The 26093-nt window shown below is 64.7% G+C and carries 21 protein-coding genes and 1 riboswitch; of the genes, 12 read left to right on the forward strand and 9 right to left on the reverse strand.

The window, feature by feature from the left end:
* Nucleotides 1–102: 102 nt before the first annotated feature.
* From V6Z91_RS09505 to V6Z91_RS09515, 3 genes are all read right to left on the reverse strand, one after another.
* Nucleotides 103–1059 carry a tyrosine recombinase XerC gene (locus tag V6Z91_RS09505; RefSeq protein WP_338769644.1) on the reverse strand — a complete coding sequence of 319 codons (957 nt, stop codon included), beginning with the start codon at nt 1057–1059 and terminating at the stop codon, nt 103–105.
* 2 nt (nt 1060–1061) lie between these two features.
* Complete coding sequence (locus V6Z91_RS09510; RefSeq protein WP_338769646.1) at nt 1062–1745, reverse strand: DUF484 family protein; 684 nt, start codon at nt 1743–1745, stop codon at nt 1062–1064.
* 98 nt (nt 1746–1843) lie between these two features.
* On the reverse strand, nt 1844–2899 hold the full coding sequence (locus V6Z91_RS09515; RefSeq protein ID WP_338769649.1) for a porin: 1056 nt from the start codon (nt 2897–2899) through the stop codon (nt 1844–1846).
* A gap of 501 nt (nt 2900–3400) precedes the next feature.
* Between V6Z91_RS09515 and V6Z91_RS09520 the strand changes: the two genes are divergently transcribed.
* A complete protein-coding gene (locus V6Z91_RS09520) occupies nt 3401–4810 on the forward strand; it encodes a hypothetical protein (RefSeq protein WP_338769651.1) in 1410 nt (469 codons plus the stop codon).
* Nucleotides 4811–4824: 14 nt separating this feature from the next.
* On the opposite strand, the gene dapF is transcribed toward V6Z91_RS09520, so the two are convergent.
* From dapF to V6Z91_RS09535, 3 genes are read right to left on the reverse strand one after another with little or no spacing between them, the layout of a single operon-like run.
* Complete coding sequence (gene dapF / locus V6Z91_RS09525; RefSeq protein WP_338769653.1) at nt 4825–5694, reverse strand: diaminopimelate epimerase; 870 nt, start codon at nt 5692–5694, stop codon at nt 4825–4827.
* Entirely contained in the window at nt 5691–6587 is an 897-nt protein-coding gene (locus tag V6Z91_RS09530; protein ID WP_338769655.1) for a lipid A biosynthesis acyltransferase, read from the reverse strand. Before V6Z91_RS09530 ends, dapF begins: the two co-directional genes overlap by 4 nt.
* Nucleotides 6584–7447, reverse strand: a complete 864-nt coding sequence (locus V6Z91_RS09535; protein ID WP_338769657.1) for a lysophospholipid acyltransferase family protein — start codon at nt 7445–7447, stop codon at nt 6584–6586. The genes V6Z91_RS09530 and V6Z91_RS09535 overlap by 4 nt, the downstream gene beginning before the upstream one ends.
* A 195-nt stretch (nt 7448–7642) precedes the next feature.
* On the opposite strand from V6Z91_RS09535, the gene metK reads away from it, so the two are divergent.
* The 4 genes from metK to metF all read left to right on the forward strand — a co-directional run bounded on the left by metK (nt 7643) and on the right by metF (nt 11733).
* Entirely contained in the window at nt 7643–8812 is a 1170-nt protein-coding gene (gene metK / locus V6Z91_RS09540; RefSeq protein ID WP_338769659.1) for a methionine adenosyltransferase, read from the forward strand.
* Between the two features lie 136 nt (nt 8813–8948).
* Nucleotides 8949–9022, forward strand: a riboswitch (S-adenosyl-L-homocysteine riboswitch).
* A 26-nt stretch (nt 9023–9048) separates the two neighbouring features.
* A complete protein-coding gene (ahcY, locus tag V6Z91_RS09545; protein ID WP_338769662.1) occupies nt 9049–10464 on the forward strand; it encodes an adenosylhomocysteinase in 1416 nt (471 codons plus the stop codon).
* Between the two features lie 95 nt (nt 10465–10559).
* On the forward strand, nt 10560–10910 hold the full coding sequence (locus tag V6Z91_RS09550) for a phage holin family protein (RefSeq protein WP_338769665.1): 351 nt from the start codon (nt 10560–10562) through the stop codon (nt 10908–10910).
* Entirely contained in the window at nt 10903–11733 is an 831-nt protein-coding gene (gene metF / locus V6Z91_RS09555; RefSeq protein WP_338769668.1) for a methylenetetrahydrofolate reductase [NAD(P)H], read from the forward strand. Before V6Z91_RS09550 ends, metF begins: the two co-directional genes overlap by 8 nt.
* A 110-nt stretch (nt 11734–11843) precedes the next feature.
* On the opposite strand, the gene V6Z91_RS09560 is transcribed toward metF, so the two are convergent.
* A complete protein-coding gene (locus V6Z91_RS09560) occupies nt 11844–12365 on the reverse strand; it encodes a 5-formyltetrahydrofolate cyclo-ligase (RefSeq protein WP_338769670.1) in 522 nt (173 codons plus the stop codon).
* A gap of 105 nt (nt 12366–12470) precedes the next feature.
* Between V6Z91_RS09560 and V6Z91_RS09565 the strand changes: the two genes are divergently transcribed.
* The 4 genes from V6Z91_RS09565 to V6Z91_RS09580 are packed head-to-tail and all read left to right on the forward strand — an operon-like array spanning nt 12471 to nt 17177.
* Nucleotides 12471–14519, forward strand: coding sequence for a transglycosylase SLT domain-containing protein (locus tag V6Z91_RS09565; RefSeq protein ID WP_338769673.1), 2049 nt, complete (start codon nt 12471–12473; stop codon nt 14517–14519).
* A gap of 23 nt (nt 14520–14542) precedes the next feature.
* On the forward strand, nt 14543–15244 hold the full coding sequence (locus V6Z91_RS09570) for a glutathione S-transferase family protein (protein WP_338769676.1): 702 nt from the start codon (nt 14543–14545) through the stop codon (nt 15242–15244).
* On the forward strand, nt 15241–16509 hold the full coding sequence (locus V6Z91_RS09575) for a multifunctional CCA addition/repair protein (protein WP_338769678.1): 1269 nt from the start codon (nt 15241–15243) through the stop codon (nt 16507–16509). Before V6Z91_RS09570 ends, V6Z91_RS09575 begins: the two co-directional genes overlap by 4 nt.
* Nucleotides 16509–17177: a GNAT family N-acetyltransferase gene (locus V6Z91_RS09580; protein ID WP_338769680.1), complete on the forward strand. Its 669-nt coding sequence runs from the start codon at nt 16509–16511 to the stop codon at nt 17175–17177. Before V6Z91_RS09575 ends, V6Z91_RS09580 begins: the two co-directional genes overlap by 1 nt.
* Nucleotides 17178–17227: 50 nt before the next feature.
* On the opposite strand, the gene V6Z91_RS09585 is transcribed toward V6Z91_RS09580, so the two are convergent.
* Together V6Z91_RS09585 and V6Z91_RS09590 are read right to left on the reverse strand one after the other, a co-directional pair.
* Nucleotides 17228–18241, reverse strand: coding sequence for an IS110 family transposase (locus V6Z91_RS09585; protein WP_338761801.1), 1014 nt, complete (start codon nt 18239–18241; stop codon nt 17228–17230).
* Nucleotides 18242–18464: 223 nt separating this feature from the next.
* A complete protein-coding gene (locus V6Z91_RS09590) occupies nt 18465–18992 on the reverse strand; it encodes an Lrp/AsnC family transcriptional regulator (protein WP_338769682.1) in 528 nt (175 codons plus the stop codon).
* Between the two features lie 144 nt (nt 18993–19136).
* On the opposite strand from V6Z91_RS09590, the gene hppD reads away from it, so the two are divergent.
* The 3 genes from hppD (at nt 19137) to V6Z91_RS09605 (ending at nt 25985) form a co-directional block, all read left to right on the forward strand.
* Nucleotides 19137–20279, forward strand: a complete 1143-nt coding sequence (gene hppD, locus V6Z91_RS09595; protein ID WP_338769683.1) for a 4-hydroxyphenylpyruvate dioxygenase — start codon at nt 19137–19139, stop codon at nt 20277–20279.
* Between the two features lie 93 nt (nt 20280–20372).
* Nucleotides 20373–23924, forward strand: coding sequence for an indolepyruvate ferredoxin oxidoreductase family protein (locus V6Z91_RS09600; RefSeq protein ID WP_338769686.1), 3552 nt, complete (start codon nt 20373–20375; stop codon nt 23922–23924).
* Between the two features lie 291 nt (nt 23925–24215).
* Nucleotides 24216–25985 (forward strand): M14 family metallopeptidase, encoded by a 1770-nt coding sequence (locus V6Z91_RS09605; RefSeq protein WP_338769688.1) that lies wholly within the window; start codon nt 24216–24218, stop codon nt 25983–25985.
* Nucleotides 25986–26093 lie beyond the last annotated feature (108 nt).

Genomic DNA, 26093 nt, shown 5'->3' on the forward strand with positions numbered 1-26093 from the left:
GCGCCTTGCCAAAGTCAATAGCCAAAATCAGAATCGGTCGATTATGCCGGAATTCCAATTATGCTGTCCAATCGCACCATTGATGTGTATCAGGGCGCTTCCCTATCCTTTACCGCCTTTCGCGCGCGGATGGGCCCTGTCATACACCTCGGCCAAGTGCTGGAAATCCAGTGCCGTGTAGACCTGGGTCGAGGTGATGCTGGCATGGCCCAGCATTTCCTGCACGGCGCGCAGGTCGCCGGATGATTGCAGCAGGTGGGAGGCGAACGAGTGCCGCAGCATGTGCGGGTGCACGTGTACCGGCGCGCCGGTGGCGATCGCATGCCGCTTCAGGCGCATCTGCACGACGCGCGGCGACATGCGGCTGCCCCGTTCGCTGAGAAACAGCGCGGCGCTCCCGTCGCTCGGTGCCGGGCGCACCTGCAGCCAGGCGTCGATGGCCGCCAGCGCGGCCTTGCCGACGGGCACCCGGCGCATCTTGTTGCCCTTGCCGGTCACGACGACCTCGGCATTGTCGCGCTCGAGCCAGCCCGCCGAGGCCGCCGCGGCATCGTCGGCCTTGCGGAAATGCAGGTCCAGGCCACACAGCTCGGAAACCCGAAGCCCGCTGGAATACAGCAGTTCGAACATGGCACAGTTGCACCGTTCCATCGGGGTGGGCGCGGCAGCTGCCTTGCGCGCCGGCGTCGCCACCAGTTGCACCGCGTTGTCGACTGACAGCGCCTTCGGCAGCAGTTTTGCCCGCTTCGGGGCGCGCACGCCGTCGACGGGATTGGCGGAGAGCTCCGTGCGCCCGGCCAGCCAGTCATAGAAGCCGCGCCAGCCGGACAGCTTGCGGGCAATCGATCGTGGCTGCTGGCCCGAGGCGTGCAGTTTCGCGGTATAGCGGCGAATGTCCGCGTGGGTGATCGCCGCCCAGTCCTGTTCGCCGGAGAGTGCCGCCAGCTCCGCCAGGTCGCGGCCGTAAGCGCTGACGGTGGCGGGGGAGAGCTTGCGCTGCGTGGCCAGGTGGTTCAGCCAGCCGTCGCGCAGTTCCGCCTTGCCGGCCGGCGCCACCATGATCAGGGCAACGGCGCGGCCAGCAGCGGCGCCAGCGCCACGCTGGCCGTTTCGCCGATGTGCACGAGGAAATCGGTGGCCATCAGCGACGTGAAGCGTTCCGGATCCGGGGAGCCCATGATCAGGAGGCCGAACGCCGCACCCTTCGAACCGGGCTGGCGCAGCGGCACGATGACCACCGACTGCATGGCTCCCGCATCGTCGAGCCAGCGGACGGCCTCGAAATCGTTATTGCTGCCGCAATACGGCGCTAGCAAGCCGTTGGCGAACAGGCGGGCGTCCTCGGAAACGCCGGTAGCAAACCATTCCTCCGCGTAGTGCGGCGCCACGCCGAACAGGCGCAGCGTGGCGGCCGGCACGTTGAATTCCTTCTTCAACCCTTCGGTGACGGCGCTCGGCATCGCGGCGACGTCGCGCTCGCGCAGCAGCGACTGGTTCCAGCCGTGGAAGCGGTTGGCGATGGCCTGGTTTTCGACGGCGTTGCGGTTCAATTCCGCCAGCCGCAGTTCCAGCGCCTTGTAGCGCTCGCGCATCACTTCCATTTGCCGCTCCTGCAGCGACACGGCGCGGCCCGTCAGCGGGCTGGCGAGGCGGACATCGCCCAGCAGGCTCGCATGTTCTTCAAAGAAATGGGGATGGTCTGTCAGGTATTGCGCGACAGCCGTGGAGTCCAGGGTAGCGGTCATTGTTGTAACTTTAAAAAAAGCAAGCAACATTCTACCCGACACGCCACATAAAAAACGCCCCGGCACACGGCCGGGGCGAGCTTCCAACGAGGTAAGCTTCAGAAGTTGTGGTGCACGCCCAGCGCGTAGTGCTTGCGGGTGTCCGTATTCGCGGCGGTGACGGTGAAAGGCATCTTCTTCACCGCCAGGTCGAGGTACAGGTAGGTGCGCGGCGACAGGCTGTACTCGTAGCCGACCGATGCCTGCTTGGTCTTGACCACGCCGTCCGGGTCCTTCTGACCATAGCCGGCGATAAACTTGTTCGGCCCCATCGTGTAGTTCAGGCCCAGCACCCAGCCATTCGTATCGGTGTTGATGAATTGCGTATGGCTCTGGTCCTGGCGCTGGTAGGAAGCCATCAGCTTCAGGTCGGGGATCGGCTTGAACGATGCGGCGACCGCCCAGAGCTCCGTTTCGATGCCGTTGCGCTCGGCCGCCAGCATGGCGGCGAACGGACCATTCGTGTAGGTGGCGCTGACCGACCAGGGATTGGCCGACGCCATCGAATTGGCGGTGTACTGCGGCGCGGTGGCCGTGCCCTTGCCGATGATGGCCGGGCCATTGTTGGCTTCCTTGGTGGCCACCGTCACGTTGACCTGGAACCCGTTCCATACCGGCGTGTTATAGAACACGGCATTCGAGAAGCGGTTCAGCGAGTTGCCGGCCACGCTCAGTGGGTCGCTCGTGTAGCCGGCCACGTGGATATCGGTCTGGTAGCCGGCCACGTTCGGCAGGCCGGACCACGGTTCGAAAGCGGTGGACGTTTCCTGGTAGGCGGTCAGGCCGCGGCCGATCCGCACGGTGCCGAACGCCCCCTGCAAGCCCACCCGGCTCTGGCCCTGGAACAGCGGGCGGACATTGTTTTCCAGCTGGCCCGTATCGGGATCGTAGCGAATTTCCAGCTGGAACAAGGCTTTCAGGCCATTGCCGAGATCTTCGACACCGCGAAAGCCCAGCTTGTTGTTGTCGCGCCGGGTGACTTGCGTCGCATCGTTGGGCGCGTGCGTGGTGCGCTGAATGCCCGCGTCGATGGTGCCGTAGATGGTCACGGAGGACTGGGCGGCGGCGCCGCCGAAAGCGGCGGTCAGGGCCAGGGCAACCAAGGATTTCTTCATTTTTCGTTCCCTCTGTTCTGAATGGATGGTTCAAGACGCCAGCGGCGAATGCGCATGAAACTGGACAGGTGCACCTTAAAGCGCCTTGCCGTCGAGCTCCTGCGATTGGTCGATTGGCGGCACGTGTCTTGGTTGAAAGCGGAAAAACGCCGGTATCTTGTTGTATTTATAAAACGGTAGTTTTACGGTGTTATTTGTTAAGCCGCGTCAGGCAATCCTTTCATTGGTAAGGTGTCCACACATAGCGTAGCCGGACACAAGCGTCAGCCCGTTTGCGCCGGATCAAGCGGGCTGAAGCTTGTCGAGACAAAGCAACAGTGCGGTGCCTAAACTGTCGAGTTGCACGCGGTGCACCGTTACACATAACGAAAAGAGCGCGCAGTGGCACGGCCCCGCACGACGGGCGCCGCGCGCCAGCGCAGCTTCCTGGAGACCGACATGGCCAATCGTGAAGAGCTGGCAGTGATCAGGGGTGCAAGGGCGGGAGACCCTGGCTGTCAATTGAAATTAGGCAAACTGTACATTTCCGGCGGCGCGGGCCTGCCATGCAGCCCACCCACCGCCCTGCACTGGCTGTCGCGGGCGGCGGCGGCCGGCATCGAAGAAGCATGGCTGCTGATCGGCCGCGACATCCCCTGGCATTACGCTACCCACCATCGTGCCACGCTGCTGGACTGGTATGCCCGCGCCAGCGATGCCGGCGTCGTACCGGCCGCGCTGACACTGGCCCGCCTGCTGTTGCAGGAACCGGCGATCAGGCAGCCCGGCCTGTGCCGGCGCGCCCGCCGCGCGCTCGACGCGGCGGCCCGTGCCGGCTGCGCCGAAGCCGGCACGCTGCTGGCCCGGTTGCGGCCCGCCGTGCCCGAGCCTGCGCTGCCGATCCAGACCAGCCACCAGGCCCCGCGGCCGCTGGCCGAGCCCCCCATTTCCCTGGACGCCGCCCTGCCGCAGGCGCGCGCACTGCTCGCCCAGGCATCGGCCGATCCCGCGGCCTGGGCCGGTTCCGCGGCGCAGGCGCGCCTGCTCGCGCGCTGTGCCGAGCTGCTGGCCGGCGAGGAGGGCGGCGACGAAGCGCAGCGGATGCGCGAGCTGGCGGCCGCGGCCGGCGACCGCCACGCCCAGCTGGCGCTGGGCTTGCAACTCGCGCGCATCGACGCGGATGGCATGCGGCTGCCCCACGGCTGCCCCGCCAGCTTCAAGCGCGCCGTGCGGTGGCTGACGCTGGCCGGCGAACAAGGCATGGCCGAAGCCTGGTTCGCGCTGTCGCGCATCTATGTGAAGGCGGAATTTTCCCAGCGCAGCGTCAGCGAGGCGCAGGCTTGCCTGGAACGTGCGGCGGCGCTGGGGCATGCCGGCGCCCAGCTCGAGTGCGGCGCGCAGGCATGGCGCATGCGCCGCAGTTGCGACCGGAACGACGTGAAGGCCGTGTATTGGCTGCAAAAGGCGGCAGCCCAGGGCTGCGAGCAGGCCGCCGCCATGCTGGCGCGCATCGCGCCCGCGCCCGATCGCAATAACTGGGCGGTTTCCCTGTTGCCCTTGCTGACGCGGGAGTTGGCCAGCAACCAGCCGCTGCTGGCGGCACGGATCGAACTGGCGGCGCTGTTCGGCTTGACGCGCGCCGAGGCGCTGTTGCTGGACGTGCGGGCGGCGGACGAAGGGCATTGCCTGGCCGTCGATGTCCGTGCCAGTTATGGCCGGGGCCGCCGACGGCTGGTGATGGTGGAGACGGCCCGCCATCGGCAGGCGCTGGACCGCATCGCGCGGCATTTCGAGTACGTCGACGCGAACCTGGAAGGCAATTACCGGCAGCGGCTGTACCGGTTCAAGACGTGGCTGGAGTCGGTCGAAAGCGCGGTCGAAAGGGCGCTCGAAGGATCGGCCTCAGGCGGCCGCGCGCGGCTGGCGGCCTAGGACCGCGCTCCAGCTCAGTCCTGGACCGTGATCTCGCCTTCGAAGACGGTGACGGCAGGGCCGGTCAGGTAGACCGGTTGACCCTCGCCGGCCCAGGCGATCGACAGCTCGCCGCCGCGCGCATCCACGCGCACGGGCGAGTCGAGCAGGCCGCGGCGGATGCCGGCCACGGCGGCCGCGCAGGCGCCCGTGCCGCAGGCGAGCGTCTCGCCCGCGCCCCGTTCGAACACGCGCAGGCGGATATGCCGGCGGTTGACGATCTGCATGAAGCCGGCGTTGACGCGCCGCGGGAAGTGGGCATGGTGTTCGATCAGCGGGCCGGTCAGTTCGACGGGCGCCGTGTCGACGTCCGCCACCACCTGCACGGCGTGCGGATTACCCATCGACACTACGGATACCAGCACGGTTTCCTTTTCGCCGGCCAGTTCCAGCACCAGCGGCCACAGCGTGTCGTCGCCTTCGCGCCGGCCTTCCAGGCCTTCCGTATCGAACGGTACCAGGGCGGGATCGAACACGGGGGCTCCCATGTCCACCGTCACGCTGCCGTCTTCTTCCAGGCGGGGCGCGATGATGCCGGACATCGTTTCCACGGCAATGCTGTGCCGGTCCGTCAAGCCCTTCTCGGCCACGAACTTGGCGAAGGCGCGTGCTCCGTTGCCGCACTGTTCCACTTCGCCGCCGTCGCTGTTGAAGATGCGGTAGCGGAAATCGCAGCTCGGGTTGGTCGACTTTTCGACGACCAGCAGCTGGTCGGCGCCCACGCCGAAGCGGCGGTCGGCCAGTGCCTTCCACTGCGCCGGGGTGAAGTCGATCTGCTGGTTGATGGCGTCGATCACGACGAAGTCGTTGCCGGCGCCATGCATCTTGGTGAATTTGAGTTTCATCGCTTGTTCGAGTAGAAGGACGGCTCGCCGTTCGGGCGGGTCTTGTAGCGCTTGTGGGTCCAGAAATATTCCGCCGGCGCCTCGCGCACGCGCTCCTCGATGAATTCGTTCATGCGGCGCGTGGCGGCAACCATGTCGGTACCAGGGTAATTGTCCCACACCGGATAGAACTTGACGCGCCAACCTTGATAATTTGGCAGGAAAGTCGCGATCACCGGCATGACCTGGGCGCCCGTCGTGGCGGCGATGCGGGCGGTGGCGGTCAGCGTGGCGGCGGGCACGCCGAAGAAGGGCACGAACTCGGCATCCTTCTCGCCGAAATCCATGTCGGGCAACATGAAGTAAGGGAGCCGGTCGCGCAGGGCGCGCAGGATCGGCTTGATGCCATCCTGCCGCGTGAAGAGCTTGACGGGCTTGAACCGGGCGCGGCCGGCGCGCAGCACGGCGTCGAACGTGGCGTTCTTTTGCGTGACGTACATCGACGAGGCGGAAGCCTCCATGGCGATCGCGGCGCCGCCGACGTCCAGGCAGACGAAATGCGGGCACAGCAGGATGGTCGGCTTTTCCGTCATCGCCGCCACGGGAATCTGGCCGGGCGGCATGCCCGGACTGGTCTCGACCGTGATCAGGCGCTTCAGGCGCGCTTCCGATGCCCACCACAGGATCGCCCGTTCGAACACGCTGCGCGAATAGGCCTGGAAATGGCGGCGGGCAAGGTCGCGGCGCTGGGCTTCCGTCAGTTCCGGCATCGCCAGGCGCAGGTTGGTCAGCGCGATCTCGCGGCGCGGGCCCATGATCACGAACAGCAGGCTGCCCACGGCATCGCCGAAGCGGCCCAGCACCGGCAGCGGCAGCCAGTGCAGCAGCCACATGAAACCGAGAAGCACCTTCATGCCGCCTCCGTGCCCGCGGCCGCCGTGGGCGCGGCCACGCCGGGCGGCACCTTGTAGCGGTTGTAGCTCCAGTAATACTGGGCCGGGCAGCCGGCGATCAGCTGTTCCATGGCGGCGTTGATCGCGCGTGCCTGCTGGGCATTGTCGCCTTCGAGCGAGCCGGGGAAGGGCACGAAGTGGATCAGGAAACCGCGCCCGCGCGGCAGGCGCTCCGCATAGGTGAGCAGCACGGGCGCGTCGCCGCCCAGCTTGGCCATCTTGGCCGGCAAGGTCATCGTGTAGGCGGGGCGGCCGAAGAAATCGGCCCACACGCCTTCGCCTTCCTGGGGCACCTGGTCGGGCAGGATGCCGACCGGCTTGCCGGACTTGAGGAACTTGGCCAGCATGCGCACGCCGGACAGGTTGGCCGGCGCCAGCTCCATCTGGCCGCGCGCACGCGCCACCTCGACCAGCGGCTTCATGGCTGCCTGCTTGGGCGGGCGGTACATCACCATCAGCGGCGTATCGTGCGAGACGCGCTGCGCGGTGATCTCGAAGCAGCCCAGGTGCGGCGTGAGGAACACGATGCCGCGGCCGGCGCGCAGGTGTGCCTCGACCAGCTCATAATTGTTCAGGAAGACGCGGCGGGCGATCCGTTTTTCGGAAGCGAGCCAGACGAAGGGCAGTTCGGCGATGGCCTTGCCGGCTTCGCCGATCGCCTGCCGCAGATGGTCCGCGTAGCCGGCGCGGCCGATGTTCTCGCGCATGCGGCGGCGATACGACGGCGACAACGCGTAAACGATCCAGCCCAGGAGTGCGCCAAGGCCATGCAGGACCGGCAATGGAAAGATGGAGAAAAAACGGAAAGTTCGTAACAACATGTACAGGTTATTGAGGGGTTGGGACAACAGTTCGCGTTGCTCTGCCCAAAAATTTTTGAAGAAGCGTAAAATACCACGTCAGCACATACCGCCGAGTTAACAGACAACTTGCGAGGCGGTCTACAAATTTCGCTAAAGCGTCGCAAGCCGTATGGGTTGTTGCGACAGTTTTATCAACTTATACAGGAGCTTGCGATGTCTTCCATCGATTATCTCTTCACGTCCGAATCCGTTTCCGAAGGCCACCCCGACAAGGTCGCCGACCAGATTTCCGACGCCATCCTCGACGCCATCCTGGAACAGGATCCGAAGGCCCGCGTTGCCGCCGAAACGCTGTGCAACACCGGTCTCGTGGTGCTGGCGGGTGAAATCACCACGCACGCCAACGTTGATTATATTCAAGTGGCACGCGAAACCATCAAGCGCATCGGCTACGACAATACCGACTACGGCATCGACTATCGTGGCTGCGCCGTTCTGGTGGCCTACGACAAGCAGTCGCCCGACATCGCCCAGGGCGTGGACGAAGGCGCCGGCCTGGACCTGGACCAGGGCGCCGGCGACCAGGGCCTGATGTTCGGCTACGCCTGCGACGAGACGCCGGAGCTGATGCCGGCCGCGATCTACTACTCGCACCGCCTGGTCGAGCGCCAGTCCCAGCTGCGCAAGGATGGCCGCCTGCCATGGCTGCGCCCGGACGCAAAATCCCAGGTCACGCTGCGCTACGTGAACGGCCGCCCGGTGGCGGTGGACACGGTGGTGCTGTCGACCCAGCACGCGCCGGAAATGCAGCACAAGCAGATCGAGGAAGCGGTGATCGAGGAGATCATCCGCCCGGTGCTGCCGAAGGAATGGCTGCAAGACACGAAATACCTGGTCAACCCGACCGGCCGCTTCGTCATCGGCGGCCCGCAGGGCGACTGCGGCCTGACGGGCCGCAAGATCATCGTCGACACCTACGGCGGCGCGGCGCCGCACGGTGGCGGCGCGTTTTCCGGCAAGGACCCGTCGAAGGTCGACCGCTCGGCCGCCTACGCCGCCCGCTACGTGGCCAAGAACATCGTTGCCGCCGGCCTGGCACGCCAGTGCCAGGTGCAGGTGTCGTACGCGATCGGCGTCGCCCGCCCGATCAACATCACGGTGTACACGGAAGGCACGGGCGTGATTCCGGACGAGAAGATCGCCGCGCTGGTGCAGGAGCACTTCGACCTGCGCCCGAAAGGCATCGTACAGATGCTGGACCTGCTGCGCCCGATCTACCGCAAGACGGCCGCCTACGGCCACTTCGGCCGCGAAGAGCCGGAATTCTCGTGGGAGCGCACGGACAAAGCGGCCGCCCTGCGCGCCGCCGCCGGGCTGGCGTAACCGGCCTGAGAAGTTGCCAAAAAAATGGGGACGTACCCCATTTTCCTGGCAATATTGCTCAAAAAATGGGGTACGTCCCCATTTTTTGTGAAACAAAACCGGATCAATCGTCCGGTTTTTTGTTATAGAATGCCTGTTCTCCGAGGAGCGTTGCGACGGATCAATCGAATCCGCCAGGCTCGGACACTTCAGCAACCGCGCTCACGTCAACTTTTTTCAACATGAAAGGAGGCGTGATGAACGCCGTTCTCAAAGACTCCCAAGACTACATCATCGCCGACATCGGCCTGGCCGACTGGGGCCGCAAGGAAATCCGCATCGCCGAGACCGAAATGCCGGGCCTGATGGCGATCCGCGAGGAATACGCCGCAGCCCAGCCGCTCAAGGGCGCCCGCATCACCGGCTCGCTGCACATGACGATCCAGACCGCCGTGCTGATCCAGACGCTGGAAGCGCTGGGCGCCGAGGTGCGCTGGGCTTCGTGCAATATCTACTCCACGCAGGACCACGCCGCCGCCGCGATCGCCGCCAACGGCACGCCGGTGTTCGCCATCAAGGGTGAAACGCTGGACCAGTACTGGGAATACACCCACCGCATCTTCGAATGGCCGGGCGAGGGCGTGTACTCGAACATGATCCTCGACGACGGCGGCGATGCCACGCTGCTGCTGCACCTCGGTGCGCGCGCCGAGCAGGATGCTTCCGTGCTGGACAATCCGACGTCGGAAGAGGAAATCTGCCTGTTCAACTCGATCAAGGCCCACCTGGCCAGCGATCCGCAGTGGTACTCGAAGCGCCTGCCGCACATCATGGGCGTGACCGAGGAAACCACCACCGGCGTGCACCGTCTGTACCAGATGCACAAGGAAGGCAAGCTGGCCTTCCCCGCGATCAACGTGAACGATTCCGTGACCAAGTCGAAGTTCGACAACCTGTACGGCTGCCGCGAATCGCTGGTCGACGGCATCAAGCGCGCCACGGATGTCATGATCGCCGGTAAGATCGCCGTCATCGCCGGCTATGGCGACGTAGGCAAGGGTTCGGCCCAGGCAATGCGCGCGCTGTCGGCGCAAGTGTGGGTGACCGAGATCGACCCGATCTGCGCGCTGCAGGCCGCCATGGAAGGCTTCCGCGTCGTGACGATGGATTACGCGTGCGAGCACGGCGACATCTTCGTCACCTGCACGGGCAACTACCACATCCTGACCGAAGAGCACATGCTCAAGATGAAGGACCAGGCGATCGTCTGCAATATCGGCCACTTCGACAACGAGATCGATGTCGCCGCGCTGAAGAAGTACCAGTGGGAGAACATCAAGCCGCAGGTGGACCACGTGATCTTCCCGGACGGCCACCGCATCATCCTGCTGGCCGAAGGCCGCCTGGTGAACCTGGGTTGCGCCACGGGCCACCCGTCGTACGTGATGAGCTCCTCGTTCGCGAACCAGACGATCGCCCAGATCGAACTGTTCCAGCACAAGGACAAGTACCCGGTCGGCGTGTACACGCTGCCGAAGCACCTGGACGAGAAAGTCGCGCGCCTGCAGCTGAAGAAGCTGAACGCGCAGCTGACCGAGCTGACCGCCGAGCAGGCCGCCTACATCAACGTGAAGGTCGAAGGTCCGTACAAGCCGGAACACTACCGCTACTAATCAGTGCGAAGGCCGGCGTTAAGCCGGCCTTTTTTGCACCGCATCCTGTTTCACAAGAAGGCTTAACAAAAGGCTTAACAGAAGGCTAACCAAGCATGCGTCTGGTCCTGACCTGGTTCATCAATGCCGCGGCACTGTTCGCAGTGCCTTACCTGATGCATTCCGTCGACGTCACGAGCGTCGGCGCAGCCCTGATCGCGGCGCTCATTCTCGGGCTGGTCAACACGCTGATCCGGCCGCTGCTGCTGCTCCTGACCTTACCCGTGACCGTGCTGTCGCTGGGCCTGTTCATCTTTGTCGTCAACGGCTTTACATTCTGGCTGGTGGCGCAATTCGTGGAAGGCTTCAACGTGACGAGCTTCTGGGCGGCGGTCGGCGGCGCACTGCTGTACAGCGTGATTTCCTGGGCCCTCTCTTCCCTGTTGTTGAAAGACGCCGATGGCTGATCATAATTTTAGTATCGAATTCTTCCCGCCCAAGACGGCGGAAGGAGCGGAAAAGCTGCGCGCCACGCGCGCCAGGCTCTCCGAGCTGCACCCCAAGTATTTCTCCGTCACGTTCGGCGCGGGCGGCACCACGCAGCGCGGCACGCTGGAAACCGTGCTCGACATCATGGCGGCCGGCGAGGAAGCCGCGCCGCACCTGTCCTGCGTGGGCGGCACGCGCGAATCGATCCGCGCGATCCTGCAGGAATACAAGTCGCACGGCATCCGCCGGCTGGTGGCCCTGCGCGGCGACCTGCCCAGCGGCTACGGCGCGGCCGGCGAATTCCGCTATGCCAATGAGCTGGTGGAATTCATCCGCGCCGAGACGGGCGACTGGTTCCACATCGAAGTGGCCGCCTACCCGGAAGTGCACCCGCAGGCGAAGTCGCCGCAGGCCGACCTGGATGCGTTCGTGCGCAAGGTGAGGGCGGGCGCCAACTCGGCGATCACCCAGTACTTCTACAATGCCGACGCGTATTTCCAGTTCGTGGACGCGGCGCGGAAGGCCGGTGTCGACGTGCCGGTGGTGGCCGGCATCATGCCGATCACGAACTACACGCAGCTGATGCGCTTCTCCGACATGTGCGGCGCCGAAATCCCGCGCTGGGTACGGCTCAAGCTGGCCAGCTTCGGCGACGACACGGCCTCCATCAAGGCCTTCGGCCTGGACGTGGTAACAGCCCTGTGCGAGCGCCTGCTGGCCGGCGGCGTGCCGGGACTGCACTTCTACAGCATGAACCAGGCGGCGGCCACGACGGCGCTGTGGCAGCGGCTGGTGAAATAGCCGGGAATCAGACAGTCGCCGGAAAAATGGGGCGGTCCGGCGATCCGGCAGATCCATTCTCCGGAAATATTGCTCTGAAAATGGGGTCTGTCCCCATTTTCAGAGCAACGTTATCCCAGCTCGGTGATGATCCGGTCCAGCGCAATGTCATGCCCGTCACTACCGAACTCGGCAGCGAGGCAGGAGTAAGCGATGCCCACCGTGGCCGGCCGCGGTTCCTTTTCCAGCGTGCGGTCGTAGAAACCGCCGCCGTATCCCAGCCGGTAGCCGGCCGTATTGAAACCCAGGCAGGGCACCAGCAGTGCCGGCGGATAGGGTTCGATGCGCAGCTCGGCCGGCACGGCAATCCCCATGGCATCCTTCACCAGCGGTTCGCCGATCCGCCAGGCGGCGAAATCGAGCGGCGCGTCGCGCTTGAGCACGACCGGCAGCAGCAGGCGCACGCCGAGCCGTGCCAGCTCGGCATAGGCGGCATGCAGGTCCGGTTCGTCGCGCAGCGGCCAGTACACGCCCAGCGTATCCACCCTGGCCGTGTGCCACCATTTCACGATGTGCCGGCAGATGTCAGCATCCCACTGGGTGCGTGTCTCGGCCGACAGGTTGCGGCGTGCGGCCAGCAATTGCCTGCGCAACGTAGCTTTATCCGCCGGGTCTGTCTGTACGTGCGCGGCTGGTAGCCCTTGAGCAAGGCGTGTTATTCTCTGGTCGCTGGTCATGTCACTATTGAGAGTCGTATCTTGATTTCCCCGTCGAAATGGATAGCCGGCGCGCTGTTTGCCTTCACTTGCGCCACGACGCCGCTTGCGATCCCGCAGGACCTCGGCGAGAGCCGCAAGGACGATGACGCGTTCCTGCTGCTGCGCGACTCCGTGCGCCGCAACGATGCAACGAAGGCGGAGTTCTACGCGGCGCGGCTGGCGGACTACGCCATTCCATCCTACGTCGACTATTATCGGCTCAAATCCCATTTCCGTGACGCCACCTCCGAGGAGATCCTGGCGTTCCTGCAGCGTTACGACGGTACCGCGATCGCCGACCGCCTGCGCAACGACTGGCTGCTGGAGCTGGGCCGCAAGCGCGAATGGGCAATGTTCGACCAGCAGTACCCGCTGTTCGTGCTGAAGGACGATACCCAGGTCAAGTGCTACGCATTGCTGTCGCGGCTGTCGAAAGGCGAGAACGTGGCGGCCGAGGCGCGCACCCTCCTGATCTATCCGCCGTACTACGGCGACGGGTGCAGTGCCCTGATCGCGTCGCTGGCCCAGACCGGCCAGTTCACGCAGGAAGACCTGTGGGCGCAGGTGCGCCTGGCTGGCGAAACGAATGCCACCGGGCCGGCGCGGCGCACCATCATCCTGCTGAACGGGTCGGACAAGAAGATGGCCCAGGCGATCGACCTGCCGGCCGTGGTGCTGGCGAAGGGCGTGGGCGATTCGAAGGCCGACCGCGAAGTCTTCCTGGTCGCGCTGGGCCGCGCCGCCCGCACCAGCGTGAAACTTTCCGTGCTCGCGCTGCGCAAGGCGCTGCCGAGGCTTAATGCCCAGGAGCAGGCGATCGGCTGGGCCAACATCGCCTTGCCGGCATCGTACGTGGTGGACCCGGATACGTCCGACTACTGGCGGCGCGCCCATGGCGCGCCGCTGTCGATCGACCAGCACCAGTGGCGCACGCGGTATGCCCTGCGCGACGGTAACTGGCAACTGGTGCGCGACTATATCGCGGCGATGCCGCCGCAATTGCGGCAGGACCCCACCTGGGTGTACTGGCAGGCGCGCGCCTCGGTGGCGCTGGCCGGCGGGCACATGACGCCCGAGGCGCAGTTCCTGTACCAGAGCATTGCCGACCGCGAGGATTACTACGGCCTGCTGGCTGCCGAGGAACTGGGCCGCACCGTTACCATCCCGCCGCCCGGCGCACCGGTGACGCCCGCCGAAATCGCCGCGATCGCCGCCAATCCCGGCATCGCCCGCGCGCTGAAGTTCTTCGACATGCGGCTGCGCTTCGAAGGTTTGCGCGAATGGAACTGGGAGGTGCGCCGTCTGTCCGACCGCGAGCTGCTCGCCGCCGCCGAATACGCGCGGCAGAAGCATATCCTCGACCGCATGGTGTACACCTCCGAGCGTACCCGCGCCCTGGCCGACTACACGCACCGCTACCCGGCGCCGCACGACGACATCATGCGCCCCACCACGAATACGCTGGGCCTCGACCGCGCCTGGGTGTATGGCCTGATCCGCCAGGAGTCGCGCTTCGTGATGAACGCCCAGTCCAGCGCGGGGGCGTCGGGCCTGATGCAGGTGATGCCGTCGACCGGCCGCTGGGTCGCGAACAAGATCGGGCTCACGAACTTCGTGCAGGACATGCTGACGGATGTACGCACCAACATCCTGCTGGGCACGAACTACATGAACATGGTGCTGGGCAGCATGGACGGTTCGCAGGTGCTGGCGACCGCCGCCTATAACGCGGGGCCGGGCCGCCTGCGCTCCTGGCGCTCCGCGCTGACGAAGCCGATGGACGCCACCGTGTTCATCGAATCGATTCCCTATTCGGAAACGCGCGGCTACGTGAAGAACGTGATGACCAATGCCACCTACTATGCCGCGCTGTTCGAAGGCCGGCCGCAGTCGATGAAGGCGCGGCTGGGCGTCGTCACCCCGCGCGGCTATGGTGTCAACGAAATGCGGGGCAAAGAGCAGGGCGGCCCGCGCGACCAGGAACCGCGCGAGCAGGAGCCGCAAGCCACGCAGCAAACCGCGCATCAAGACAGTCTCTCGAGCCGCTGAGCGCTCGCCAACCATCCACCCTCATGCAAACGATCGAACTCGACCCTACCCTGAGCCAGACCCTGGCCGCCGCGCGCGAGCCCGGTCTCACCCTCGTCATCGGCACCAAGAACCTCTCTTCCTGGTCGATGCGGCCATGGGTAGCGATGACCGCGTTCGGTATTCCCTTCACCGAGGTGCGCGTGGAGCTGGACCAGCCGGATACCTCCAGCAAGATTGCCCGCTACACGCACAGCGGCCGCGTGCCCGTGCTGCTGGCCGGCGACATCACGATCTGGGACAGCCTGGCGATCTGCGAATACCTGGCCGAGCAATTCCCCGACAAGCACCTGTGGCCGCAGGACGTGGCGGCGCGCGCGATGGCGCGTTCGATCTGCGCCGAGATGCACTCGAGCTTCATGAGCCTGCGCAGCACGATGCCGATGAATATCGCCGCCAGCCTGCGCGGCCAGGGCCGCACGCCGGAAACCCAGGCCGATATCGGCCGCGTCAGCGAGATCTGGGAAGAGTGCCTGTCCCGCTTCGGGCATAACGAGTTCCTGTTCGGCGACTTCTCGCTGGCCGATGCCTTCTACGCGCCGGTCGTGACCCGCTTCAACACCTATGGCGTGGCGCTGCCGCCGGCGCTGTCGGCCTATTGCGAACGGGTGACGCGCCACCCGGCCGTGGCACGCTGGATCGAGGCGGCGCAAGCCGAGGCAGCGGGGAGCGGCGGTTCGGAATGAAGACCTATGTCGTTGGCGGTGCCGTCCGCGATGAACTGCTCGGGCTGCCCGTCAAGGACCATGACCATGTCGTCGTCGGCGCCACCCCGGAACAAATGGTGCGGCAGGGCTTTCGCGCCGTCGGCAAGGATTTTCCCGTGTTCCTGCACCCGGTCACGCACGAGGAATATGCGCTCGCCCGCACCGAGCGCAAGACCGCGCCCGGCTACAAGGGCTTCGTGTTCCACACGGCGCCCGATGTGACGCTGGAACAGGACCTGGTGCGCCGCGACCTGACCATCAACGCCATCGCGCGCGCCGAGGATGGCACGCTGACCGATCCGTTCGATGGCCGCGGCGACATCGAGCGCCGCGTGTTCCGGCACGTTTCCGATGCGTTCGCGGAAGACCCGGTGCGCATCCTGCGCGTGGCCCGCTTCGCCGCCCGCTACACCGATTTCACCGTGGCGCCCGAGACCAATGCGCTGATGCGCCGCATGGTCGACGAGGGCGAGGTCGATGCCCTGGTGCCCGAGCGCGTATGGCAGGAGCTCTCGCGCGGGCTGATGGAGAAGCAGCCGTCGCGCATGCTGCAGGTGCTGCGCGATTGCGGTGCGCTGGCGCGCATCGTGCCGGAGCTGGACCGGCTGTGGGGCGTGCCCCAGCCGGAGCAATGGCACCCGGAGATCGATACCGGCATTCACCTGGAGCAGGTGGTCGATTACGCGGCAGGGCAGGGCTACGACCTGCCGGTGCGCTTCGCGGCGCTGCTGCACGACCTGGGCAAGGGCATCACACCGGCGGAAAAGTGGCCGGCCCATCATGGCCATGAGGGACTGGGGGCCGCGCTCGTCAAGGAGGTCTGCGCGCGGCTGAAAGTGCCTACCGAGTGCCGCGACCTGGCGGTGCTGGCCGCCCGCGAACACGGCAACGTAACGCGGGCGCTGGAACTGCGTTGCAACACGATCGTGAAGCTGTTCGAGCGCGGCGACGCGTTCAGGAAGCCGGCCCGCTTCCTGCAACTGCTGCAGGTGGCCGAATCCGATGCGCGCGGCCGCGAAGGCCGCACCGTTTCGTTCCGCGACGCGCCTTTCCCGCAACGCGAGCACCTGGAGACGGCGCTGGGCGCCGCCCGCGCCGTCAACGCGGGCGAAATCGCCCAGGCCTGCGCCGAGCGGCCCGAGCGCATTCCCGAGATGGTGCGCGCCGCCCGCGTGCGCGCGGTGCGCGAGGCGCTGGCGCGGCAGGACGAATCGGATGAAGACCCGTCGGACGGAGAAGGCTGATGGCGCGCCTGAACCTGTTCCGCAATCCCTTGCATCAATGGCTGGGCCGCCCGGAGCCGCGGCCCACGATTCCCGTCAAGGAATTGCGCGAGCGGGACCGCCGGCGCATCCTGCGGCACTTCCTGCAGATCGAAGGGCGCGACCGCCTGCTGCGCTTCGGCTCGCCCATCACGGACGAGCAGGTGGCCAAGTATGTCGACAGCATCGACTTCAAGCGCGATATCGTGTTCGGCGTCTACAACCGCATGTTCCGGCTGGTCGCGGTCGGGCACCTGGGGTTTGCCGAGCCGGAAAAAGACGCGGCCACCGACAAGGACCGCGTGGCCGAATTCGGTGTCTCGGTGCTGAAGTCGGCGCGCGGCCTGGGCATCGGCTCCAAGCTGTTCGAGCGCGCCGCCATCGTCTGCCGCAACCACGACGTCGACACGCTGTACATGCATTGCCTGTCGTCGAACCAGATCATGATCCACATCGCCAAGAAGGCGGGCATGGAAATCCACCGCGACTATGGCGAGGCGGATGCCTACCTGAAGCTGGGCCCGGCCGATCCGTCGAGCGTGCTGCGCGAGGCAATGGAAGAGCAGCTGGCCACCCTCGACTACGCGCTGAAAGCCAATGTCCGGCGCGCTACCAAGCTGTGGGACATGCTGCCGGGGCGGAAGAAGTAATGGCTCGGCCGTAATGGCTCAGTCGTAATGGCTCAGTTCGTGTCAAGGGGTCAGATACCGTGTTCACCCGCAAGCCTTTTGCCCATGTGATTCGGGTCAAATGGCTTTCCTGAGCGGACGACGCCGTACATCTGGTGCACGAGCTTGCGCATGACGGCAGCGATGACAGCCATCTTAGCCATGCCTGTTGACTGCAGCCGGTTTGCAAATTCCCTTAACAGCGGGTTCTTTCTGATCGCTGTAAGTGCTGGCATGTATAGGGCTGCCCGCAGGTCGCGACAGCCCATTCTGGTAATGGTAGTCCTACCCCTCACCGAGCTGCCTGATTGCCTCTGGCGTGGCGTCACCCCAATGTAGGCCGCCAGTTCCTTGGCGCTGCCGAAGCGCCGCAGGTTCCCCACACGACCAAGTACCTTGGCCGCGGTCCCGCGGCCAAGGCCTGGGATCGACTCAATCAGCTCAGCATCGTGCCGGAGATCCGGATGCCGATCGATGTGATCATCGATATCGTTCTCCAGCTGCTTGATTTGTTTGTCCAGCCAATCCAAGTGCGTCTTGGCGTGAGCTGCCACCTCGGTCTGGTTTGCAAACTCAAGTGCTTCGATACGATTGGCCTGTTGCTGTCGAATGTCTTTCAACGATGCCAGATGCTCGTTCCAAGCCCTCAATTGCCGCTGCTCGTGCGAAGGGGCCTGCCAAAGCGCTGGGCTCATCGCTGCGCAGTATCGCGCAATGAGAGCTGCATCAGCTTTGTCGTTTTTGTTTCGGATGATTAGACTCTGGCCAAATCCTTTGATGCTGGCAGGATTGACGACGCTGACCTTCATGCCCATGTCGCTCAATGCCAGGGCAACAGGCTCGCTGTACACGCCTGTCGATTCCATGCAAATATGGACCGCATCGAGCGTAACATCCTGATTCTTCAACCACTTTATCAGCTCTGCGTAACCGTCCCTGTTGTTCGGAAGCACTTTGCTCTTGAGCTTCCCATTCTTCAGCAACGCTATATCCAGTTTGCTTTTGCTGACATCAATTCCTACTACTGGCGTGCCTACGAAATTCATTTGGTGACCACCCTCGTATGCAGGCTCGAAGCCTAAGATACCGTCCGGACTTAACAATGAAAAACAGGCAGAGGCGCCAATCTGACCCACAGGCTCTTGGCCTTAGACACCATCGACATCACTCTGCCTGGCCGTTTCCTTCAGCGGTAATTTTGCCAAAGATCCGACGGGATCATCATACGAGGCACCTTGACACGAACTCAGCAGGCAATGCCGCCCGCTGTCACACCAGCGGCAACGCCGTCGTATCCTTGATACGCTGCAGGGCGAAACTGGACTTCACGTCCAGCACGGCCGGGTGCCGCAGCAAGGTGGCCATCATGAAGCGCGAGAAGTGGTCCATGTCTTCCACGTGCACGCGCAGCAGGTAATCCATCTCGCCCGTCATCGCATAGCAGGCCACCACCTCCGGCCACTGCTCTACCGCCACGGCGAAATCCTCGCGCGGCGAGACGGTGCCCGGCAGCGCGCCCAGCGCCCGGGCCGTGCTGTGCGCCACGGCGGCGGCGTCGCTGTGCTTTTCCAGCCGCACGTTCACATAGGCGAGGAGGCCCAGGCCGATCTTGTCCGGGTCGAGCAGCGCCACGTACTGGCGGATCACGCCTTCCTCTTCCAGCCGCTTGATGCGACGCAGGCAGGGCGAGGGCGACAGGCTGACCTGCTCGGCCACATCCTGGTTCGACAGGCGGCCATCTTCCTGAAGGATGGAAAGAATTTTACGGTCTGTCTTGTCCAGCGCGATCTTGGTCATAATCTCCTCTTTGCTTGCCTGATGACGCAATATTATTGCTCAAATAAGGGTTGCGCGGGAAATCTTTGCAATTTAATTCTCCGGGTCGAAGCCTATACTTTTCGCTGTTCGACAAAAGTATGAATACCGAAAGAGGAGACGCACATGCAATTCACGCCCTGGGAAAACCCGATGGGAACCGACGGATTCGAATTCGTCGAGTTTGCCGCCCCCGATCCGAAAGCGCTCGGCCAATTGTTCGAGAACATGGGGTTCACCGCCATCGCCCGGCACCGCACCAAGGATGTCACGCTGTACCGCCAGGGCGAGATCAACTTCATCATCAATGCCGAACAACATTCGTTCGCGCAGCGCTTCGCGCGCCAGCACGGCCCTTCCGTATGCGCGATCGCGATCCGCGTCGACGATGCCGCCTACGTCTACAACAAGGCGCTGGAGATGGGCGCCTGGGGCTTCGACAACAAGACGGGCCCGATGGAATTGAACATTCCCGCCATCAAGGGCGTGGGGGATTCGCTGCTGTACCTGGTGGACCGCTGGCGCGGCAAGAATGCCGCGAAAGGCCAGGCGCCCGGCAGCATCGGCGACATCAGCATCTACGACGCCGACTTCGTGGCCATTCCCGGCGTGGACCCGAACCCGGTCGGCAACGGCCTCACCTATATCGACCACCTCACGCACAACGTCTACCGTGGCCGGATGGCCGAGTGGGCCGGCTTCTACGAGCGGCTGTTCAACTTCCGCGAGATCCGCTACTTCGACATCGAAGGCCGCCTGACGGGCCTGAAATCGAAGGCGATGACTTCGCCGTGCGGCAAGATCCGCATTCCCATCAATGAATCGTCGGACGACAAGTCGCAGATCGCCGAATACCTGAACGAATACCACGGCGAGGGTATCCAGCACATCGCGCTGGGCACCGACGACATCTACCGCTCGATCCAGGGAATGCGCGACAACGGTATCGCATTCCAGGATACGATCGAAACGTATTACGAGCTGGTCAACCGGCGCTTGCCGAACCACGGCGAGAACCTCGATGAGCTGCGCCGCCTGCGCATCCTGATCGACGGCCAGGCGAACAGTGCGCATTCGGCCGAACCTCAGCGCGAGCTGCTGCTGCAGATCTTCACGCAGAACGTGATCGGGCCGATCTTCTTCGAGATCATCCAGCGCAAGGGCGACCAGGGCTTTGGCGAAGGCAATTTCCGCGCGCTGTTCGAGTCGATCGAGCTCGATCAGATCCGCCGGGGAGTACTCGAGGACCCGGCAAAAGCGCCCGCGTAAGACGCAGCGCCAGTTGGGACACCACCGGGCCGGCAGCTCCGCACAAGATGGGGCGCCGGCCTTGGGCTTTACAAAAGACAATGGAGACAAGCGATGAACGCACCTCACAAGGGTACGGAGCTAGGCAACCCCGGCATCACCCTCGACGACAAGTGGACGCTCGAACGCGGCCGCGCCTTCCTGACCGGCACCCAGGCGCTGATCCGCCTGCCGATGCTGCAGCGTGAACGCGACCTGAAGGAAGGCCTGAACACGGCAGGCTACATCACCGGCTACCGGGGTTCGCCCGTTACGTCGATCGACCAGACGGCGATGAAGGCGAAAAAACACCTGGAAGCCCACCACGTCAAGTTCCATCCGGGCATGAACGAAGACCTCGCCGCCACCGCGGTCTGGGGCACCCAGCAAGCCAACCTGTTCCCCGATGCGAAATACGATGGCGTGTTCTCCATGTGGTATGGCAAGGGTCCCGGCGTGGACCGCTGCGGCGACGTGTTCAAGCACGCCAACAATGCCGGCACGTCGGCCCACGGTGGCGTGCTGGTGCTGGCCGGCGACGACCACGCCGCGAAATCGTCGTCCACCGCCCACCAGTCCGACCATATCCTGGCGGCCTGCGGCATTCCCGTGCTGTACCCGTCCTCCGTGCAGGAGTACATCGACTACGGCTTGCACGGCTGGGCGATGAGCCGCTACACGGGGCTGTGGGTGGCGATGAAGTGCGTGACCGACATCATCGAATCGGGCGCCGTCATCGACTTCGATCCGGACCGCGTGCAGATCGCCATGCCGGACGACTTCGAGCTGCCGCCGGGCGGCCTGAACATCCGCTGGCCGGACGCGGTGCTGGACCAGGAAGTGCGGATGAACAGCTACAAATGGTACGCCGCGCTGGCGTACTGCCGCGCGAATAAACTCAACAAGATCATCTGGGACAGCCCGAAGCCGAAGATCGGCATCATCACGGCCGGCAAGTCCTACCTCGACACGCGCCAGGCGCTGGCCGACCTGGGCATCGACGAGCAGGCCGCAAGCGACATCGGTATCCGCCTGTACAAGATCGGCATGACCTGGCCGCTGGAAGCGGATGGCGTGCAGGCGTTCGCGCGTGGGCTGGACGAGATCATCGTCATCGAGGAAAAGCGCCAGATCCTCGAATACGCGCTGAAGGAAGAGCTGTACAACCTGCCGGACGGCCAGCGTCCCCGCGTGGTCGGCAAGTTCGACGATACGGGCGAATGGTCGAACCAGCACCGCAGCGGCCACGGCGACTGGCTGCTGCCCGCCACCTATGAACTGAACCCGGCGCAGATCGCCCGCGCCATCGCCAGCCGCATCACGCACTACTGCGCCGGCCATCCGGTGGCCAGGCGCGTGCAGGAACGCATCGCCTTCCTGGAAGCGAAGGAACTGGTGCTGAAGAACGTGCCGGCCAAGGCCAATCCGGAAACGGACCGCACGCCGTACTTCTGCTCCGGCTGCCCGCACAATACGTCGACCAAGGTACCGGAAGGCTCGCGCGCCATGGCCGGCATCGGCTGCCACTACATGGTGCTGTGGATGGACCGTGAAACGTCCACGTTCACGCACATGGGCGCGGAAGGCGTGACGTGGGTGGGCCAGGCGCCGTTCACGAACGAGAAGCACGTATTCACGAACCTGGGCGACGGCACGTACTTCCACTCCGGCATCCTGGCGATCCGCGCCGCGGTGGCCGCGAAGGTGAACATCACCTACAAGATCCTGTACAACGACGCAGTGGCCATGACGGGCGGCCAGAACGTCGATGGCCCGCTCGACCCCGGCATGATCTCGCGGCAGATCGCCGCCGAGGGCGTGAACCCGATCATCGTCGTCACCGACGACCCGGACAAATATCCCGACGATTACGCCTGGGCGCCCGGCGTGACGGTGCGCCACCGCTCCGAGCTGATGGACGTGCAGAAGGAATTGCGCGACAAACCCGGCGTGTCGGCCATGATCTACGACCAGACCTGCGCTTCCGAGAAGCGGCGCCGCCGCAAGCGCAACGAATACCCGGACCCCGCCAAGCGCGTGGTCATCAACGAGGCCGTGTGCGAGGGTTGCGGCGATTGCTCGGTGCAATCGAACTGCCTGTCGGTGGAACCGCTGGAAACGGAACTGGGCCGCAAGCGCCAGATTAACCAGTCCAGCTGCAACAAGGATTACTCGTGCGTGTCCGGCTTCTGCCCAAGCTTCGTCACCGTCGAAGGCGGCGCATTGAAGAAGCCGAAGAAGGCAGCAGCCGGCGGCGAGATTCCGGCACTGCCGTCGCCAGTGCTGCCGTCGACCGCGCAGCCGTTCGGCATCCTCGTCACCGGCATCGGCGGCACGGGTGTGGTCACCGTCGGCCAGATCCTGGCGGTGGCGGCGCACGTGGAAAACAAGGGCGCCGTGGTGCTGGACATGAGCGGCCTGGCACAAAAGGGCGGGCCGGTGATGTCGCACGTGCGGCTGGCCGACCGCCAGGCCGACCTGCACTCCACGCGCGTGGGCACCGGCAGCGCCGACCTGGTGATCGGCTGCGACCAGATCGTGACCGCCAGCCGCGACGCGTTGAGCCGCATGGGCGAAGGCCGCACCTGGGCCGCAATCAATTCCACGGGCGCCACCACCGCCGCGTTCGTGAAGAACCCGGACTGGCAATTCCCCGGCACCAGCTCGCAGGCGGAAATCCTGCGCGCGTGCGGCGACGACCGCGTGGACTTCATCGACGCCGGCCGCATCGCCACGGCGCTGATGGGCGACGCGATCGCCACCAATATGTTCATGCTGGGCTACTGCTTCCAGAAGGGCCATGTGCCGCTGTCGGAAGGCGCGCTGATGAAGGCGATCGAGTTGAACGGCGTATCGGTGGCATTCAACAAGGCTGCGTTCAACTGGGGCCGCTATGCGGCGCACGACCTGGCCGCGGTGACGAAGATGGCGGCGCCTGCCCAGGTCATCGAGTTCAAGCGTACGCAATCGCTGGACGAATTGATCACCCGCCGCGTCGAACTGCTGACCGCTTACCAGAACACTGCCTATGCCAACGAATACCGCGACTTCGTGGAACAAGTGCGCGCCGCGGAGCAGAAGCTGGGTTCGAAGAAGCTCGCCGAAGCCGTGGCCCGCTACCTGTACAAGCTGATGGCGTACAAGGACGAGTACGAAGTGGCTCGGCTGCATACCGATCCCGCGTTCCGCCAGAAGATCGAAGGCATGTTCGAAGGCGAGTACGCGGTGAAGTTCCACCTGGCGCCGCCGCTGCTGGCGAAGAAGGACAAGGACGGCCACCTGATCAAGCAGCAGTTCGGCCCGTGGATGCGCCATGCGTTCGGCGTACTGGCGAAATTGAAGGGCTTGCGCGGTACGCCGCTCGACGTGTTCGGCTACACGGCCGAGCGCAGGATGGAGCGCGCATTGATCGGGCAGTACCGCGATACAGTGATGGGCCTGCTGCCGAAGCTCACGCAGGAAAACCTGGCCACGGCCGTGGCGATCGCCCGGATTCCGGAAGATATCCGCGGTTATGGGCATGTGAAGGAGCGGCACCTGAAGGCGGCGAAGCAGAAGGAGGCGTCGCTGCTGGCCACCTATCGCTCAGGTTCGCGCGAGGCGGCCTCCGCGTCTCACGCAGCGTGACAGCCGGCGGCTGCGGGCCTTGCCCCCGCGGCCGTTGCGCTGCTATCGTTATGCAAGGATCGTTGACAACCGCCCGGGAATTGTCGGGCAACGCATAAGCAATCACGAAAGGCTTCGTTCGAAAAAGACACGCTCGTACGTATGATGCGGTTCCCACAAGGACCAGCCGGGGCATTACAGATGAACAACATGTAAGTCTATAATGCTTCGGCCGCGGCGGAACCGGCACGCGATCCGTGCCGCGTTCCGCCTTTTTTATCGGTCGACCCGACCCTCACCGGAGCCTTGTAGATGATTCGCACCGCCCTGTCGCTTGCCTTGCTCGCCGTTGTTCCCGCCGTCCATGCCGTCCCCGATCTCGCCACCGTCTCGGAACGCTCCGGCTTCCAGGCCACCGGCCGCTACGACGAAGTGATCCGGCTGTGCGCGGACTTCCAGAAGGCATATCCGAAGGCGGTGCGCTGCTTCGAGTTCGGGCGCACGCCGGAAGGGCGGCCGATGCTGGCGCTGGCCGTGTCGAAGTCCGGTGCGCTGACGGCCGACGCGGCGAAGAAGAAGAACATCCCCGTGCTGCTGGTGCAGGGCGGCATCCACGCCGGCGAGATCGACGGCAAGGATGCCGGCTTCCTCGCGCTGCGCCACGCCCTCGACGGCAAGATCGCCCAGGGTACGCTGGACAAGCAGGTGCTGCTGTTCGTCCCCGTATTCAATGTGGATGGCCACGAGCGCTTTGGCAAGAACAACCGCCCGAACCAGCGCGGCCCCGTGGAGATGGGCTGGCGCGTCACCGCGCAGAACTACAACCTGAACCGCGACTATGTGAAGGCCGACGCGCCCGAGATGCAGGCGATGCTGGCGCTCGTGAACGCGTGGGACCCGCTGGCCTACGTCGACCTGCACGTGACCGACGGCGCCAAGTTCGAACCCGATGTGTCGATCCAGGTCGAACCCGTGCACGCCGGCGACGAAGCGTTGAGGGTGGCCGGCACCGCGCTGCGCGACAATGTGATCGCGGACCTGCGCCAGCAGGGCTCGGACCCGAAACACTTCTATATCTCGTTCGCCAAGACCGATGAGCCGCAGTCGGGCTTCGTCGATGAAATGTCCGGCGCGCGCTACTCGACCGGCTATTTTCACCTGCGCAATCGCTTCGGCATGCTGGTCGAGACGCATTCGTGGAAGGACTACCCCACGCGCGTGAAGATCACCTACAACACGATCGTGTCGCTGCTGAATCAGGTAGCGCAGCATGGTGGCGAATGGCGCAAGGCGGCGCTGGCGGCCGATGCCCGTACAGTAGCGATGGCGGGGCAGGCGCCTGGCTTCGATTTCCCGCTCAGCTACAAGACCACCGACAAGACGCAGACGATCGATTTCCGCGGCTATGAGTACAAGCGCGTGCCGTCCGACGTGTCGGGCGGGATCTGGACGCAGTACGATGAAACGAAGCCGCAATTGTGGAAGGTGCCGCTGCGCGACGAGATCGTGCCCGACTTCGTCATCAAGGCGCCGGCGGCCGGCTACCTGGTGCCTGCCGCGCAGGCCGCCGCCGTGGGCGCCAAGCTGAAGCAGCACGGCGTGGCGTTCAAGGTGCTGTCCACGGCACCCGGCAAGGTCGATGTCGAAGCGTTCCGCGCCACGAAGACGAAGCTGACGCCGCAATCGTTCGAAGGCCACCAGATGCTGGCGGTGGAAGGATCATGGAATGCCGAGGCGCGCGAGGTGGGCGCCGGGTCGCTGTTCGTGCCGATCGCCCAGCCGAAGGCGCGCCTGGTGATGACGATGCTGGAACCGCAGGGCGCGGACTCGCTGCTGGCCTGGGGCATGTTCAATACCGCCTTCGAGCGCAAGGAGTACATGGAGGAATATGTCGCCGAGGAAGTGGCGCGCGAACAGCTGAAGGACCCGGCCGTGGCGGCCGACTTCAAGGAACGGCTGGACAACGACGCCGAGTTCGCGAAGAGCACGCACAAGCGGCTGGAGTTCTTCGCGAAACGACACCCCTCGTGGGATGAGCGGTTCAATCTGTATCCGGTGTATCGGACGGACCGGAAATTCTGATCGTACCGCTCGCGGCTGACGCTAATGCCGCGTTAGTCCCCAACTTTCCGGCATCAGTGTCCGCTACCGGTTGGCTTGGTGTCGCACACTTTTTCGCGCAGCGAAAAA

The sequence above is a fragment of the Massilia sp. METH4 genome (genome assembly GCF_037094685.1).
Taxonomy (GTDB): Bacteria; Pseudomonadota; Gammaproteobacteria; order Burkholderiales; family Burkholderiaceae_D; genus Rugamonas.